Source organism: Lederbergia sp. NSJ-179 (assembly GCF_022867885.1).
GTDB lineage: Bacteria > Bacillota > Bacilli > Bacillales > Bacillaceae_C > Lederbergia.
Genome location: NZ_JALIFP010000058.1, coordinates 1 through 16,020 on the forward strand (window position 1 = coordinate 1; position 16,020 = coordinate 16,020).

The 16,020-nt window shown below is 39.9% G+C and carries 14 protein-coding genes; 8 read left to right on the forward strand and 6 right to left on the reverse strand.

The genetic code is table 11. The features are described 5' to 3' along the window. Positions 1-271: 271 nt before the first annotated feature. Positions 272-1,267, reverse strand: a complete 996-nt coding sequence (locus MUB24_RS21810; RefSeq protein ID WP_244707632.1) for an NAD(P)/FAD-dependent oxidoreductase — start codon at positions 1,265-1,267, stop codon at positions 272-274. Between the two features lie 1,674 nt (positions 1,268-2,941). Here MUB24_RS21810 and MUB24_RS21815 point away from each other — a divergent pair. Both MUB24_RS21815 and MUB24_RS21820 read left to right on the forward strand, forming a co-directional pair. Beyond that, entirely contained in the window at positions 2,942-4,162 is a 1,221-nt protein-coding gene (locus MUB24_RS21815; RefSeq protein ID WP_244707633.1) for an NAD(P)/FAD-dependent oxidoreductase, read from the forward strand. Between the two features lie 285 nt (positions 4,163-4,447). Then, the gene (locus MUB24_RS21820) at positions 4,448-4,765 is read left to right on the forward strand and encodes a YuiB family protein (RefSeq protein WP_244707649.1); all 318 of its coding nucleotides are present in this window, start codon (positions 4,448-4,450) and stop codon (positions 4,763-4,765) included. A gap of 29 nt (positions 4,766-4,794) precedes the next feature. Here MUB24_RS21820 and MUB24_RS21825 read toward each other — a convergent pair whose 3' ends face one another. Further along, positions 4,795-5,997, reverse strand: coding sequence for a DUF418 domain-containing protein (locus tag MUB24_RS21825; protein WP_244707634.1), 1,203 nt, complete (start codon positions 5,995-5,997; stop codon positions 4,795-4,797). A 160-nt stretch (positions 5,998-6,157) separates the two neighbouring features. On the opposite strand from MUB24_RS21825, the gene MUB24_RS21830 reads away from it, so the two are divergent. From MUB24_RS21830 to MUB24_RS21840, 3 genes are all read left to right on the forward strand, one after another. Beyond that, the gene (locus tag MUB24_RS21830; protein ID WP_244707635.1) at positions 6,158-6,871 is read left to right on the forward strand and encodes a response regulator transcription factor; all 714 of its coding nucleotides are present in this window, start codon (positions 6,158-6,160) and stop codon (positions 6,869-6,871) included. Beyond that, entirely contained in the window at positions 6,868-8,595 is a 1,728-nt protein-coding gene (locus tag MUB24_RS21835; RefSeq protein WP_244707636.1) for an ATP-binding response regulator, read from the forward strand. The genes MUB24_RS21830 and MUB24_RS21835 overlap by 4 nt, the downstream gene beginning before the upstream one ends. Before the next feature lie 72 nt (positions 8,596-8,667). After that, positions 8,668-9,321 carry a 3D domain-containing protein gene (locus MUB24_RS21840; protein ID WP_244707637.1) on the forward strand — a complete coding sequence of 218 codons (654 nt, stop codon included), beginning with the start codon at positions 8,668-8,670 and terminating at the stop codon, positions 9,319-9,321. 60 nt (positions 9,322-9,381) lie between these two features. On the opposite strand, the gene MUB24_RS21845 is transcribed toward MUB24_RS21840, so the two are convergent. Continuing rightward, complete coding sequence (locus MUB24_RS21845) at positions 9,382-9,873, reverse strand: divergent PAP2 family protein (RefSeq protein ID WP_244707638.1); 492 nt, start codon at positions 9,871-9,873, stop codon at positions 9,382-9,384. Positions 9,874-9,992: 119 nt separating this feature from the next. Here MUB24_RS21845 and MUB24_RS21850 point away from each other — a divergent pair, with 119 nt between their 5' ends. After that, positions 9,993-11,537 carry a leucyl aminopeptidase gene (locus MUB24_RS21850; RefSeq protein ID WP_244707639.1) on the forward strand — a complete coding sequence of 515 codons (1,545 nt, stop codon included), beginning with the start codon at positions 9,993-9,995 and terminating at the stop codon, positions 11,535-11,537. Positions 11,538-11,772: 235 nt separating this feature from the next. Then, positions 11,773-12,030 carry a hypothetical protein gene (locus MUB24_RS21855; protein ID WP_244707641.1) on the forward strand — a complete coding sequence of 86 codons (258 nt, stop codon included), beginning with the start codon at positions 11,773-11,775 and terminating at the stop codon, positions 12,028-12,030. 134 nt (positions 12,031-12,164) lie between these two features. On the opposite strand, the gene MUB24_RS21860 is transcribed toward MUB24_RS21855, so the two are convergent. Together MUB24_RS21860 and MUB24_RS21865 are read right to left on the reverse strand one after the other, a co-directional pair. Continuing rightward, entirely contained in the window at positions 12,165-12,983 is an 819-nt protein-coding gene (locus tag MUB24_RS21860) for an ABC transporter permease (RefSeq protein ID WP_244707643.1), read from the reverse strand. Continuing rightward, positions 12,980-13,921: an ABC transporter ATP-binding protein gene (locus MUB24_RS21865; protein WP_244707645.1), complete on the reverse strand. Its 942-nt coding sequence runs from the start codon at positions 13,919-13,921 to the stop codon at positions 12,980-12,982. The genes MUB24_RS21860 and MUB24_RS21865 overlap by 4 nt, the downstream gene beginning before the upstream one ends. A gap of 205 nt (positions 13,922-14,126) precedes the next feature. Between MUB24_RS21865 and MUB24_RS21870 the strand changes: the two genes are divergently transcribed. Continuing rightward, positions 14,127-14,507: a PaaI family thioesterase gene (locus tag MUB24_RS21870; protein WP_244707647.1), complete on the forward strand. Its 381-nt coding sequence runs from the start codon at positions 14,127-14,129 to the stop codon at positions 14,505-14,507. 112 nt (positions 14,508-14,619) lie between these two features. Here the strand turns inward: MUB24_RS21870 and MUB24_RS21875 are convergent, their stop codons facing one another. Then, positions 14,620-15,834 (reverse strand): MFS transporter, encoded by a 1,215-nt coding sequence (locus MUB24_RS21875; RefSeq protein ID WP_244707651.1) that lies wholly within the window; start codon positions 15,832-15,834, stop codon positions 14,620-14,622. Positions 15,835-16,020 lie beyond the last annotated feature (186 nt).

Here is a 16,020-nt window from a genome sequence, read left to right on the forward strand (position 1 = left end):
AATTTGGTAAAATATTAGCCATAAAGCATCCCTTTCTTTGGTTATTGTTGTGGTGACTATATTTTACCAAAAAGGGATGCTTTTTTTGTGCTTTTTCGATAACTTTTTTGAGTAAACTCCAGTTATATCAAGGGTTAATCAATGTTTTGTCACTGCGAAAGTTGAGTAAGAAATAGTAAACCAACTAGAATTGGATTATCAGGACGTGCAAAGGCCATTGCAATCCTTTAACCTATAAAAGCACTTGGACTTTCAATTCGATTTATGTTGCTTATTCAAATAATGAGGTGCTATGCATCGGCTGCAGACGTGCTTTTGGATCAATATAAGCTTTGGCATTGCTGACAGCGGTTGGTGCTTCCCCAAAACCGGTAGCAATTAATTTTACTTTTCCTGGATAGGTTGTAATATCACCGGCAGCATAGACCCCAGGGATATTTGTTTCCATCCGGCTGTTCACGACAATCGAATTTTTCTCTATTTCTAATCCCCATTCCTTAATGGGACCTAATGAAGAAATAAATCCATAGTTGCAAATTAAGGAATCAAATTCGATTGTATGTTTGCGATCTCCTCTCACTTCTTCAAGCTGTAGTCCTCGTATGGCGGTTTGGTCACAAATAAGATCTGATGCGACAAATGGTGTAATAATTTCGACTTTGGAATTTTGCAACTGAGTGACACTACTTTCGTGAGCACGGAATTTATCTCTTCGGTGAATCAGCGTAACTTTTTCAGCAATCGGCTCAAGCATCAAGGCCCAGTCTACAGCCGAGTCACCGCCACCGAGAATCGCAACCCTTTGCCCTTTAAACTGTTGCATATCATCCACAAAATAATGGAGATTTTTTCCCTCAAATGGAATTGCACGATCAAATTCAAGCCGACGTGGTTGAAAAGCACCGATCCCAGCGGTAATAATCACCGATTTGGAATAGTGAATTTCCTCATCTGAAGTTAATTTAAATGTCCCGTCCTCTAGTTTTTCAAGTGTTGACATCGATTGACCGAGACAAACAGTAGGCGAAAACATCGCCATTTGTTCCTTTAAATTGTTCACAAGGTCATGGGCTTTAATTTTAGGAAAGCCCGCAACATCGTATATATATTTCTCAGGATAAAGGGTCGAAAGCTGTCCACCCAGTTGGGGTAAACTTTCAATGACCTTTACACTTGTATCTCGTAAGCCGGCGTAAAATGCGGTGAACATCCCTGTAGGTCCTCCGCCTAAAATTGTAATATCATATATTTTTTGATCTTCTTTCACAGAAACTCCCTCCTGTAATTCTAGAAAAAATTCATCTTTCCTATCATACCATAATAGTTAAGAGGGTTACATAATTCGATTCTATGGGCCCAAAATCAGGTGGAGTACGCAAAAGCGTTCCCATAGACGAATTCTATGCGCCCAAAATCAGGCGGAATTCGCCAAAATGTTCCCATAGACGAATTCTATGCACCCAAAATCAGGTGGAATTCGCAAAATCAGTCCCATAGACGGATTCTATGCGCCCAAATCAGGTGGAATTCGCCAAAATGTTCTGATAGACGAATTCTATGCGCCCAAAATGAGGTGGAATTCGCAAAAGCGTTCCCATAGACGAATTCTATGCGCCCAAAATGGGGTGGAATTCGCAAAAGCGTTCCCATAGACGAATTCTATGCGCCCAAATCAGATGGAATTCGCAAAATCAGTCCCATAGACAGATTCTATGCGCCCAAATCAGGTGGAATTCGCCAAAATGTTCCCATAGACGAATTCTATGGGCCCAAAATCAGGTGGAGTACGCAAAAGCGTTCCCATAGACGAATTCAATGCGCCCAAAATCAGGCGGAATTCGCCAAAATGTTCCCATAGACGAATTCTATGCGCCCAAAATGAGGTGGAATTCGCAAAAGCGTTCCCATAGACGAATTCTATGCACCCAAAATCAGGTGGAATTCGCAAAATCAGTCCCATAGACGGATTCTATGCGCCCAAATCAGGCGGAATTCGCCAAAATGTTCCCATAGACGAATTCTATGCGCCCAAATCAGGTGGAATTCGCCAAAATGTTCCCATAGACGAATTCTATGCGCCCAAAATGAGGTGGAATTCGCAAAATCAGTCCCATAGACGGGTTCTATGCGCCCAAATCAGGTGGAATTCGCCAAGATGTTCCCATAGACGAATTCTATGCGCCCGAAATCGGGTGGAAGTCCCCAAAATGTTCCCATAGACGGATTCTATGCGCCCGAAATCAGGTGGAATTCGCCAAAATGTTCCCATAGACGAATTCTATGCGCCCAAAATCAGGTGGAGTACGCAAAAGCGTTCCCATAGACGAATTCAATGCGCCCAAAATCAGGCGGAATTCGCCAAAATGTTCCCATAGACGAATTCTATGCGCCCAAAATGAGGTGGAATTCGCAAAAGCGTTCCCATAGACGAATTCTATGCACCCAAAATCAGGTGGAATTCGCAAAATCAGTCCCATAGACGGGTTCAAAACGCCCGAAATCTTACGGAAGCCGTAAAATTGTCCCCACACTTTTTATGATTTTCCTTGTGACTCTAAATTTAGTCACTTTTAACATTATTAAAAAATTAGGCTTCTTTTCATGTGTTTTTCCTTCACTTATTTGGTGATGCCCTTAATGACTTAAAAAATCCGCTGTTATAACAGGACCGCCGAAGGATACAGAACATGGTTATAAATAATACAGGATAGTATCGAATCAGTTCTGAAAAAAAGGGACTGACAAAATAATGAAAAAATTTATTGGATGATAATAACTGCTTGAAAAAGGTGAATAATAGCATATAATAGAATGGAGACGAATGTTAATAAATTGTGACAATATTCTGGGGTTCTAGTATTGTACGTGAATAGAATCACATTGTATATAATTTTTCTCGTACGTACTCCCATTATTAAGATGCAAAAGAGGAAGGGATATTATGAAAAGGCCAAAAATTGTAGTACTAGGTGCAGGCTATGGCGGACTAATGACCGTCACACGATTGCAAAAACATCTCGGCAATAATGATGCAGATATCATATTGGTAAACAAAAATGATTATCATTATGAAACAACATGGCTTCATGAAGCTTCTGCTGGTACGCTTCATCATGATCGGGTACGCTATGATGTTTCCAATGTGATTAATCCAGGGAAAGTGGAATTCGTTCAAAAAACGGTGACAAAGGTAGAGCCGGAGTCTAAGAAAGTGATTCTTGAAGATGGTGAGCTGCATTATGATTATTTAGTAATTGCTCTTGGCGCGGCTCCCGAAACTTTCGGTATTCAGGGATTGGATAAGTATGCCTTTTCTATTGTGAACGTAAATGCGGCTAGACAAATCCGCGAACATATTGAATATCAATTCGCCACCTATAAAGTGGAAGGCGAAAAAGACCCTGAAAGTTTAACGATTGTTGTAGGAGGAGCTGGGTTTACTGGAATCGAATTTTTAGGAGAACTTGGAAATCGTATTCCAGAGTTATGCAAAGAATATGATATTGATCAAAAATTGGTTCGCATCGTTTGTGTGGAAGCGGCCCCGACAGCTTTACCAGGATTTGACCCAGAGCTTGTCCAATATGCGATGGCCAATCTTCAGAAAAAAGGCGTTGAATTTATGATTGGGACAGCCATTAAAGAGGCGACTCCTGAAGGAATTATCGTTGCGAAAGGGGAAGACGAAACAGAAGAAATTAAAGCAAAAACCGTTGTCTGGGCAGCTGGTGTGCGGGGGAATCCAATTATAGAGGAATCAGGATTTGAAAACATGCGTGGTCGGGTGAAAGTAGATCCATATTTGCGGGCACCAGGTTATGAAGATATCTTTATTATTGGTGACTGTGCGCTTATTATTAATGAGGAAATCAATCGTCCGTATCCGCCTACAGCCCAAATTTCTATGCAACAGGGCGAACTGACAGCGGCGAATCTTGCCAGACTTGTAAACGGAAATTCCGACCTTGCCTCATTCAGTTTTGATAATAAAGGTACTGTTTGCTCCCTTGGCGATGATGATGCAATTGGTGTTGTCTTCGGCAAAAAAGTAACAGGTACAAGAGCCTCTTTTATGAAAAAAATGATTGATAATCGGGCATTATACATGATTGGCGGCGTTCCTTTAACGATAAAGAAGGGGAAATTTAACTTACTTAAATAAATAGTAAGGTGAAAGCAGAATTCCGAAAAAGGAATTCTGCTTTTCGCTGTTTATTTAAAATTTATCCCGGATGAACTGACTAGTAAAGACCCTCCACTGAATGAATTTACACTTTATCCCCCCGCTCGTCTTCACGCACATAACTTCATATCCAACATTATGTGACTAATTTCTTAAGAATATAAAAGCTGTTTTAAAATTAGAAGTAATTCCAATTGACGCATTCTAATAGATTCATTAAACTGAAAGATAGTGTAAAATAAGGGGGAAATATCTGTGCCATCCATGAGTTTGCCAGTTTTAATTATTTCAATGTTACTTTTCTTTGTGTTGTTTTTTGGGATCGGGTTTATACTGAATATGCTGTTACGTATGACATGGATTATGGCCATTGTTTATCCAGTTGTCGCATTATTAATTATAAATACATTGCCAATCAGTCAATACTTTACAAATAGTAAGACAGCTTTTTCGCAATTAGGGGAAAATTTGTCTAAACTCGCCCCAGCAGATATCACGATCTTAAGTGCTGGTTTTGTTGGTGCCCTTCTATCTGGTGTGACAATGCGAACGCTAAGAGCGAAAGGATATCGAATGTTCTAAAAAGATGGCCTTTATAGCCATCTTTATTCTTACGCAATCTTCTTCTTCCTCTCTTTTTTTCTTCTCGGCCTGCCTGTAAATGAAAAATAGGTCCACATTCTGTTTACTTTTTCTAGGGAGCCAAATTGGAAATGCATGAGGTAATAGCGACTCACGAACATTTCTAATCCGTAAATGGTAAGACCTAGAATGATGCTGAACCCAATTCCCATTTTAGCGAATTGCCCCAAGCCATAGCCGTAAAAAATGGTTGTACAGATGACCGTTTGTAATAGATAGTTCGTTAACGATAGCTTTCCAACACTTTCCAACAACTTTAGTAATTCCCCTGTCCAAGATTGGCAGTAAAGAAGAGCGATGCCAAAAATATACCCGAGCGAAAGCAGCGGTCCCCCTAGGGTAACGGCGCCTTCCGTCCAACCTCCTTCTGGGAAAACATGGTAGATGGCTTTCAAGACAAGACCGAGTGGAATGAGAATGGCTGCCCCATATTGATACAGTTTCTGTTCTTCTAATGGATTGAAAAATACTTTCCGCTTGGCTGCATACATCCCAAATAAAAACATCGGCGCGGTCAAAATGGGTGATAATAATACAAAGAAAAGGAAGAAATAGGCTTCATCTCCCAAAGGATCTTCATTATTACGATGATTCATGATTTCTTGGTATGTTCCTGTTCCATAGATATCAATGGTTTTTTCGATATATGTTTCTAATTTTTGCGGATCCACGAGGTCGACATTTCCATCACCGAAAAAAGACCCGAGACTAACAAGTAAAATCATGAGTGAAGAGAGCAGAATCGCCCAAACAAGAATGGTTGTTTTCTTGCGTTTTAGGAAGAGTAAAAGAAAGAATCCGATCAGCCCATAGAAGAATAAAATATCCCCTTCCCATAAATAGGTTGCATGTAAACCGCCAAGGACGAGTAAAAAAATCGATCTTCTTGCAAAATGCCTTTTCACTTTTAATCCTTTTCTCTCCAAGCTTTCTTTCATCATGATCATAGAATAGCCGAATAGAAAGGTAAAAATCGGCATAAAACTTCCCTCGACAAAAATGCGCAGAAAATGGTTCATAAAGGAATCAAAAGGGGAAAGAGAAAAAATCTCCATCTCATCCTTTCCCCAAATACCGTATTGAAAAATAAGTAAATTTGCCAATAAAATTCCAAGTAGACTAAATCCGCGAATCCCGTCAATCGCCTGTATCCTTCTAGCTGTGTTTTTCATCGCTAAAACTCCTTCATTGTATTTACTCTAGATATATCGTAAAAGAAGGAGTTAACCAATTTGGAACGTGAACCTTACCATTACCTTAATTCTTCCAAAAAGTAGTTTAACTGCTTGAAAGCTTCTTATGCTACGATGGAAAGACAAGGAGTGAAATCTTATGAATGATAGTCCAATCTTATTAGTGGATGATGAAATTTCGATTATGCAAATGGTTGAAATGGTTCTAAAAAAAGAAGGTTTTTCCTCTATATATAAAGCGAAGACAGGGAAGGAAGCAATGGACGTGATTCGACAGAAGGCAGTTGACTTTATCGTATTAGATGTCATGCTTCCTGATACAAATGGCTTCGATTTATGTGAGAAGATTCGTGAGTACACAGATGCGTATATTTTATTTTTAACCGCCAGAGTGACCGATTTTGATGTTTTAACAGGCTTTGAAAAAGGGGGAGATGATTATGTCACCAAGCCCTTTAACCCCCTAGAGATCGTGGCTAGAATCAAAGCCCAGTTAAGAAGAAATCATCATAAAAAACCCGTTCCGATTCTTCATCATAAAAAAAGACATGATTTTGGCCATTTTGTATTGGATGAAGAAACAGGAGAATTATGGGTGGAAGGGAAGGTTGTGCCTTGTCCGGCGCAAGTCTTTTTGTTATTGCTTTATTTTTGCAAACATCCAAATCGTGTCCTTTCGAAAGAACAGTTATTTACGGCTGTGTGGGGCTATGAACATATGGCAGATGATAATACCGTTATGGTTCATATTCGCAGAATTCGCGAAAGAATTGAGCCAGATCCAGGAAAGCCGATTTTTCTTCTCACTGTACGGGGGCTTGGCTACAAGCTGGTAAAGGAAAGTCAATCATGAAGCTACAGAGAAGAATTGCTTTTCATTTTTCAATCCAATTTGTCATTTTGCTTGTGTCTGTCTTTTTCTTTTTTGTCTTTCTCCTTATTTTAGTCGCCAACTTGATGACAAGAGCAGAATTAAATGCTAATACAGCAGATGGTTTAGTGGATACCATCCCAACGGTTGTGACCATTGAAAAGAATCAGGTCAAACTTGATAAAAAATGGTCTCGGTTATTGAAGGAAAACGACATGTGGCTGCAAATTTTGGATAAAGATGGACATGTCGTTTATTCTGATCAAACCCCATCATCATTAAAACAAGCGTACACCATTAATGACCTTCTCCTTATTGAAGAAACAAGAGAGATCGATCATTATCCTGTGCAAACCTATTATGATTCATGGATGAATGGGAAGTATTATTTTTTATTTGGATTTCAACATAATGATAAAGAGTTGTTAGGTGAGTGGTTTGCTTCCTATAGTCACCAAGGAACAGTGGATGAAAAAGATCTCCCCGCATTGGAAAAACAATTACATTCAATGGATGGCTTTATCCAAATTTTTAAGAACGGGGAACTGATTCAATCCATTGGAAGCGGTCAGGATAAAAAAATAAGTCATTTGGAATTAATTGGACGCATTTATGAGCCGGGAAAACATCCGACACAAGTGAAGGTATTTAATGATCCAGCATCTAAGGTGTCCTGGGTTCTCCATTTGCCGGGAAAAGAAAGTGATAAGCCCGCTTGGCTATTTTCCTCACAGGAAACGCAAATCTTAGTGGTCGCGATTCTTATTAGTCTACTTGTGACGATTCTCTTCTCTATTTGGAATGGGTATCGCTATGGGCGGCCATTATTATTGTTTGTCAACTGGTTAGAACGAATGGGGAAAGAACGATACGATGAGGTGTTAACGAAAAAGGACAAGAAAAAGGTGTTTAAAAAGAAGGGGAAAACACGGTATCGATATCGCTTATACCAAGAAGTCTTTCAGTCTTTTTACAGTATGGCAGAAAAATTAAGCCAAGCGGAGCAAGAGAGAATCCGTTTGGAACAATCTAGGGAAGAATGGATGGCAGGAATCTCTCATGATCTCAGGACGCCTTTATCCACGATTCAAGGATATGGACATATGTTAGAAAGCAGTAAATATGATTTCTCTCCTGAGGAGCTTGAAGAGATTGGGCATGTCATTCGAAAAAAAGGCGATTATATGTTGCAGCTGGTCAATGATTTTTCATTGGTTTTTCAATTGAAGAACAGTGCAATCACATTGGAAAAACAAACATTGGAAATCAATCAGTATGTGAGGAAGGTTGTTTTGAAATTTGAAGAGGATCTAACACTCTCGGATTTTTCTATTTCGTTTATTGGGATGGATGAAGCGCTGTATTTGGAATTGGATCCTAAGTGGTTTACAAGAGTTTTAGATAATCTCATTTATAATGCGATCAAACATAATTCCCCCCATACAAAAATAGCCGTGCGGATTTTAAAGGAAAAGGATTCGGTGAACATTCAAGTTGAGGATAATGGAAAGGGGATGGATGAAACGTTTGTCGCGAATCTTTTTGATCGTTATTATCGTGGGACGAATACAAATGAAAAACTGGATGGCCTTGGATTAGGAATGAGCATTGCGAAAGCGATTGTTGAATTGCATAAAGGAAATATAGAAGTCACTTCCACGGTCGGAAGGGGAACGAAAATAACGATCATTCTTCCCATAACCTAAATAATAATTTTTTGAATACTTCCTCTCAAATTGGGAAAGGCTATAGTTTGAGAGGAGTGTAATTAAATAGAAATGAAACAATTTATTAAAAGAATGTGTATGGCGTTGTTATTTTCTTTGGCGCTGATTACAACGATTGAGTTTTTAACAGGGATGCAGATCAAAACATTGGCGATGATATGGGCAACGGCTGGCCCTGAAAATCACTCAGGTTATTCATTGACGGCAATGAGTAAAGAGCCGAATACATATCATGGGAATATTCTTCGGGATATGAAACAATTGGAAGATCTTGAAAAGCAAGATTGGTCACAGTACCCAAGTAAAGAAGTTGTGGCAACCGGATATACGGCCGGCGTAGAATCAACGGGAAAAGATCCTGACCATCCTTTGTATGGCATTACTTATTCAGGTGTCCAGGTGACAAGGGATGTATATTCCACGATTGCAGCAGATACAGACGTATTTCCGCTTGGGACCATTTTATTTATTCCGGGTTATGGATATGGGGTCGTAGCAGACACTGGATCAAAAATTAAAGGCAATAAAATTGATTTGTATTATGAATCTGTGGAGGACGTTTATAATGAATGGGGAAAACAAACCGTTGAGGTCTATATTATTCAAAAAGGCAATGGAAATTTGACGGAGGACGTATTGAAATCGTTAAATGAAGAAGAATCCATTCAAGTATTCCGGCAAAATTTCTTGAAAAAGTATAAATAACGAGTAGGAGGATCTGTCTTTGAAGTGTTTGAAAACACGGATAAGACAGATCCATTTTTATTAAAATAGTTCAAAAAGATTATAGATAGCAATCGCCCAGAGGACGCCTGTTAATCCCCCAAAGAAAACCTCAACGGGTTTATGTCCAAGTAATTCTTTTAAGCTTTTGAACTCCTCTTGCTTTTGTTTGTACGTTTTCCCTTGCCATACGTGAATATCAGAGATCATTCTTTGAAAATCTAATCGCAATCGATTAATAACGGCAGCTTGTTCGCCTGCTTGTCTGCGCACCCCTGTAGCATCATACATCACAATCGTGGCAAAAACGGCAGAAATAGCAAACAAGGTAGAATCAAGGCCAGAGTCAATGGCCACACTTGTTGTTAATGCCGTCACCCCAGCAGAATGAGAGCTAGGCATTCCACCTGTAGATGTCACTAAATTCCAATTTATTTTCTTAGTCATAATAAATTGCAGGGGTACTTTTACAAACTGTGCAAAAAAGATGGCGGAAATCGCGATCCAAAGTGGATAATTATTGAGGAGATTCATCCATGACATCCTTTCCAATGAACACAATAGACGATTTGATTTTATCATACCACAAAATTTTATAATAGTTCATTCCTATCTTTTCCTACGTTATAATAAAAATATGAGGGGGAATAAATATGTTTACACTCAAAAAAGAAGATCCATTTGCAAGTTCTCAGGAATGTATGTTGATCGGGCTTTATGATCAACCGGAAAAATTTTCTGGAAAGCTAAAGACTCTCGATGATGCGTTAAATGGTGAACTAACGAAGCTCGTGAAGTCAGGAGATATATCTGCCAAACATGAAGCTATTTCTCTTGTGCATACTTTTGGAAAAATAGGAATTAAACGGCTTTTATTCGTTGGTTTAGGGAAAGGAAAAGCAGGGGATGACGTAAAAACAGCGATTGGTCAAGCGTGCAAGAAAATTCGCGGATTACGAATAGACTCCTTTGCGATTGACCTTGATACATTCACAAGTCAAAAAATCAGTGTGAATGAAGCTGCCCTCATCTTTAGCGAGGCTTATCAATTGTCTACATATGATTTTTCAGGATATAAACAAAAATCGAATGAGCCGGAAATGGAGATTAACACGATTGATGTATACACAGATGAGAGCTCTTCAGAAATTGAATCTTTTTTACAAGTAGGGCGAGCGTATGGAGAAGGGACAAATTCAGCAAGAACATTAGTCAATACACCGGGCAATTTATTAAAAGCGGCTGATTTAGCAGCCTATGCAAAAGAGTTGGCCCATTCATATGCATTAGAGGTTGAGATTTTAGAAAAAGAGGAAATCGAGCAGCTTGGTATGGGGGGACTTCTTGCTGTGAACCAAGGGTCTGTGGACCCGCCTTATATGATTGTGTTGAAATATCAAGGCAAGAAAGAATGGGAAGATGTAATCGGATTGGTTGGCAAAGGGATCACCTTTGATACGGGCGGATATTCTTTGAAAACTAAAGACGGCCTAGTCGGAATGAAAACGGATATGGGCGGGGCGGCCGCTGTATTAGGAGCCATGGAAGTGATCGGAAAACTTCGTCCAGAACAAAATGTTGTCGTCGTGATCCCGGCAACCGATAATATGATCAGCGGGAATGCGATGAAACCAGACGATGTAATTACGTCGATGAATGGAAAAACAATCGAGGTATTGAACACAGATGCCGAGGGGAGATTGGTGCTTGCTGATGCGATGACCTATGCGAAACAACATGGAGCAAACTATCTTATTGATGTTGCGACCTTGACAGGTGGAGTGATTGTAGCATTAGGCTTAGATAAGACCGGAGCTTTAACGAATCATGAAGATCTTTTCGAAGAAGTATTGCTCGCCTCTCAAGAAGCAGGTGAATTTATTTGGCGTCTTCCTTATACAGAAAAGGATAAGAAAAGAGTCCGTTCCAGCGCCATCGCCGATCTTAATAACTCTCCTGGACGGGAAGGGCATGCGATCATGGGCGGTGCCTTTATTGGAGAATTTGCGGAAAATACCCCATGGGTTCACCTCGATATTGCGGGAACAGCGACAACAAAGACGGCACATGCATTAGGTCCTGCCGGCGCAACAGGTGTGATGGTGCGAACTCTAGCTTTATTCGTGGAGAATCATCGTTCAGAAAAAGAGATTGAAAACATTGTGAAAAATGGAGATATCACGAAGAAAACGAAATAAGAAAATAAAGCTCTATCCGATAGTAAACCAGCGTTATCCGATAGTTAGTTCATTAAGACCAACAGCGGGATGAAATGCTAAAAGGCAATAGATGCTTCTTTATGATATTCCCTTTAAATGGCAGGTTAGCGGCAATGATTTTATAGAAATAGGGCTTTGCCCAGGCCATCTCCGCTTTTGTCGCATACAAAATAGAGAGTAGCTTTTTGCAGACAAAGGAGGTAGCTGAAAAATAATGAATTACTATCGAACGGCAGAACCCTATCACGATCAACGTTTTTTCTTTTGGGGCCCATTTGTTGGCGGTTTTGTAGGTGGTTTGCTAGGTGGCGGGCTTGCCAATGCTTTCCTGCGTCCGCGTCCGTATTATCCATATCCCCCACGCCCGATTCCGTATGGCCCAGGCGTTCCGTACGGTGGACCATACGGGGGAGCACCTGTTGGTTACGGCCCTTATGGCGGTGTAGGCGGGTATGGCCCGTATGGATATTAATATAAGGTAGAAGCTTTTTCATAGAACGGCCCCCCATTTTTTGGGGGTTTTTATCTGTACTAGTAAAACTAGCGTTATAAAAAACAGGACGTGTGGCGCAAACCTGAATCACTTGCCCACTCGTCCGATTGTCGTTAAAACGATATATCTCTTTTTTGAAAGAACCAAAACGTAATCGCTAGGAAAATCAAATAATAACCAAGTAAAATGACACTTGAAAATCCAAGTGTGACACCTGGCGCCAATGTATCTTGTAACGCATAAATAGAAAGATCAAGATGGGGAAAAATTAAATATTTTGTCCATGCAAATTTCTCCATTAAAAAGAAAAGCACGCCTCCGATGGAACTGGAAATAAATAAGGCAAAGATCCCAACCCCGACGGCCAAAGCTTGGCTTTTAAATAAAGTAGACAACATAAAGGAGATCGTGCTCACGACAACTAGACCCGGCAATAGCAGTAAAAACTTCTTGATAACGAGCGGGCCAATTTTGGTTGTAAACGAGCCGTTTAAAGCGATTTCCTCTGTAACAGCGTTGAAATCACCGACACCAAAGAAAAGTAAGCCAATCAGATACCCCATCACAAACAAAGATAGCATAAGGAGCAGTGCATACAGGGTGACGGTAATATATTTCGATAAAAGAATTTTCCAACGAGCATGAGGACGGATTAATAGCTGTTTAATGGTCCCACTGCCAAATTCTGCCGCAACATTGGCACTACAGATAATCACACTGAATAACGTAACCAGTGAACCCACACTATAAACAACCGAATTCATATAGGTCCACACACTTGCTGAACTTTCCCCCATTTCCGGGAATTTTTTTAGCAAAATCAGATAGATAGCCGCACCGCCTAAAAGAATGACAAACAGGATAATCATATAGAACCAAGAGCTAATTTTAGCAAAGATTTTCATACATTCATTTTGGATTAATCTGATCATTTGTCTGTCCCTTCTTTTGCTGAATTGGTTATTTCCAAAAATCGATCTTCCAGTGTCTTTTTCACACTGGCAATTTCAAATACGGAGATATCTGCTTGAACCAGTTGCTTATTGATCTCAGCAATCGATTGATAGTCAAGTGAGATTGTGAACTGTTGCTCATTTAATTTTTCCATTCCCTCCACTATGAATGGCTGAATGATTTGCATAGCCGCTTCACTATTATGGACAGTAAATGTCACTTTCCGTTTAGAGGCTGCCTCCATATTCGTTGTCTCAGCCATGGATTCGATATAAATCAGCTTGCCTTTTTCAATAATGGCAAATCGGTCACACATTAACTGCATTTCCGCTAATAAATGGGAGGAAACAAGCACAGTCACGCCCTTTTCCGTCAGCATCCGTAAATGATCGCGAAATTCTCTAATCCCTGAAGGGTCTAATCCATTTGTCGGCTCATCTAAAATTAAAAGCGAAGGACTATGTAGAATCGCTTGGGCCACACCAAGGCGTTGCCGCATCCCAAGGGAATAGGTTTTGACCTTTTGCTTGATCGCAGCGTCTAATTTGACAACCGCAATGGTTTCACGCAGCTTTTCTTCTGAAATTTCCTTTCTGGACATGCGTTTATAGTGAATCAGGTTTTTATACCCTGACAAATATCCGTAAAATTCAGGATTCTCTACAATCGCGCCAATTTCATTTAATGCCTCATTAAAATTAGTGTCTAAATCAAATCCATTGATGCTCACATGTCCACCCGTACGATTAATAAGCCCAACGATCATCCGAATAATCGTTGTTTTTCCTGCTCCATTTGGACCAAGCAAACCAAAAATTTCTCCCTTTCGTACATCAAAGCTCACATTATCCACGATCTTTTTCGCACCGATTTTTTTTGTGAGATTGGTGACTTTTAAAATGCTGCTATTATTCATACTAACCCTCTTTCCCTTTTCCAACTATCTATTATACGAATCTATTGAAAAAATGTTTCATATTATTTGGGAAGATGAAGAGAAACCCGGAGACGGGAAAACTACAAGTTTTCTTTAAAGAGTAGGCGAGTAAGTAAGAATTCTCCACCTATTCTAATTTGCAGAAAAAGGGTACAATAAATGAAAGAAAAAAGAGGTGATAGGGATGAAAAGGGACACATTGGCGGAAAACTTGGGCATTGAGTTTCTTGAAAAAGGCCAGGGGAAAGTCGTCGCTACAATGCCGGTTGATGAACGGACGATTCAACCATTTGGTTACTTACATGGCGGGGCCTCTGTTGCACTTGCCGAAACAGTTGCTAGCTATGGGGCAGCGTGCCTAATAGATTTGGAAAATGAAATTTGTTTTGGCTTAGAAATTAATGCCAACCATATTCGTGCTAAGCAAAGTGGACAGGTGATAGCGACGGCTGAGGTTCTTCATCATGGAAGAAGCACAATGGTTTGGGATGTGAAAATTAGGGACGAGGAGGAAAAACTAATCTGTGTCTCGAGGTGCACAATCGCGATTATGCCGAAGAAATAGACCATCTTTTGACGCCCGAACGGAGAAAGAAATCGATAAAACGTCCATAATAATCGATAAGAAAAGAGGGATGAAATAGTCAAAAAAATCCTTCCAGTTCAAACTGGAAGGACTAAAAACTCTCGGTTAACTTCTTTTGATGATCATGTTTGAAGCTAAAGAATAAAAGTACAAAACCAACGAGGAATAAACTACCTGTAACATAAAAGACAGATGAAATGCCGCCGAAACCAGCAACAAATCCACCTAATGCCGGACCAATCACATTGCCTAAAAAGCGGAAACTTTGATTATAGCCAAGTACTTCCCCTTGCATATCGAGAGGTGCCTCTAGCCGGATATAAGCGGTAATACATGGAAGCATTCCCCCAACAGCCATTCCGTACAAAAATCTTAAAATCACGAGCTGCCAAAGCTCTTTAACGCTCGCTTGCGGAACAATTAAGATCGAGGCAAGCACAAGGAGAATTAATAAAACTTTTTCAAATCCAATCGAATCTCCTAGCTTTCCCCATTGTCGGGTTAACAGCAAGTTACCAAATCCAGTGGCTGAAAACGCCATACCGGAAAGAAAGGCGACACTGGTCGCTTTGGTCAAATCACTAACGTACAAGGCTAGTAATGGCTGAATACTAAAATTCCCTATTTGAATAAGCAGGGCTACGAGCATCACCATGATCAGCATTTTACGATTCAGAATCAGTTTAATGACATCTATACTCGTATGTGGTTTTACCTTTTCTTTCTGCTCAGCCGTTTGTTTGATTTCACGGATTCCAAAAAGGACCACCGTTGCGGCAATCGCCACACCTAATGATGTAAGGATAAATGTATATTGAAATCCAAAAGTATCCGCCATTAAACCTCCAAGCAAAGGACCAAAAAGGCTGCCTGAAACATTTCCCATTTGCAATGTTCCAAGTGTTTTACCAGCTTCATTTTTGGGCGTCTGCTTCGAAATCAATGCAAGGGACGTAGGGATAAAGCCTGTTACAATCCCCATAAACATTCGTAAGAGAAAAAGTCCAAGTACATCACTTACAATTCCCATAATAAAAACGGATAAAGCAATTCCATACCCAGTAATGAGGAGGATAGGCTTAAATCCGTATTTATCGCCAATTCTTCCCCAAATCGGAGAAAACAGAAAGGCACTTATAAACGTGACCCCAAAAACTAAACCAGACCATCTTTGCACATACTCATTACTGAAATCCCCAAAGGTTTCGATGTATAAAGAAATAAAAGGTACAACCATTGTCATACTTGCCGCAACCAGAAAATTACAGACCCACATGATCAACAAATTACGTTTTGCACTACTAATAATAACACCTTCTTGAATGATGATTATTTCGCCACTCTAAATAATATTATAGATGAATCATAAAATAATTCAATCCTTCCAGCTTAACTTTAATGCGATAAGCGCTCGGTTCAATAGACTGGGATAACGAAGAAAATTCTCCTAGGTAAGAGAAAACATCTTTTAAAATGAATGCCACTGTTGCAG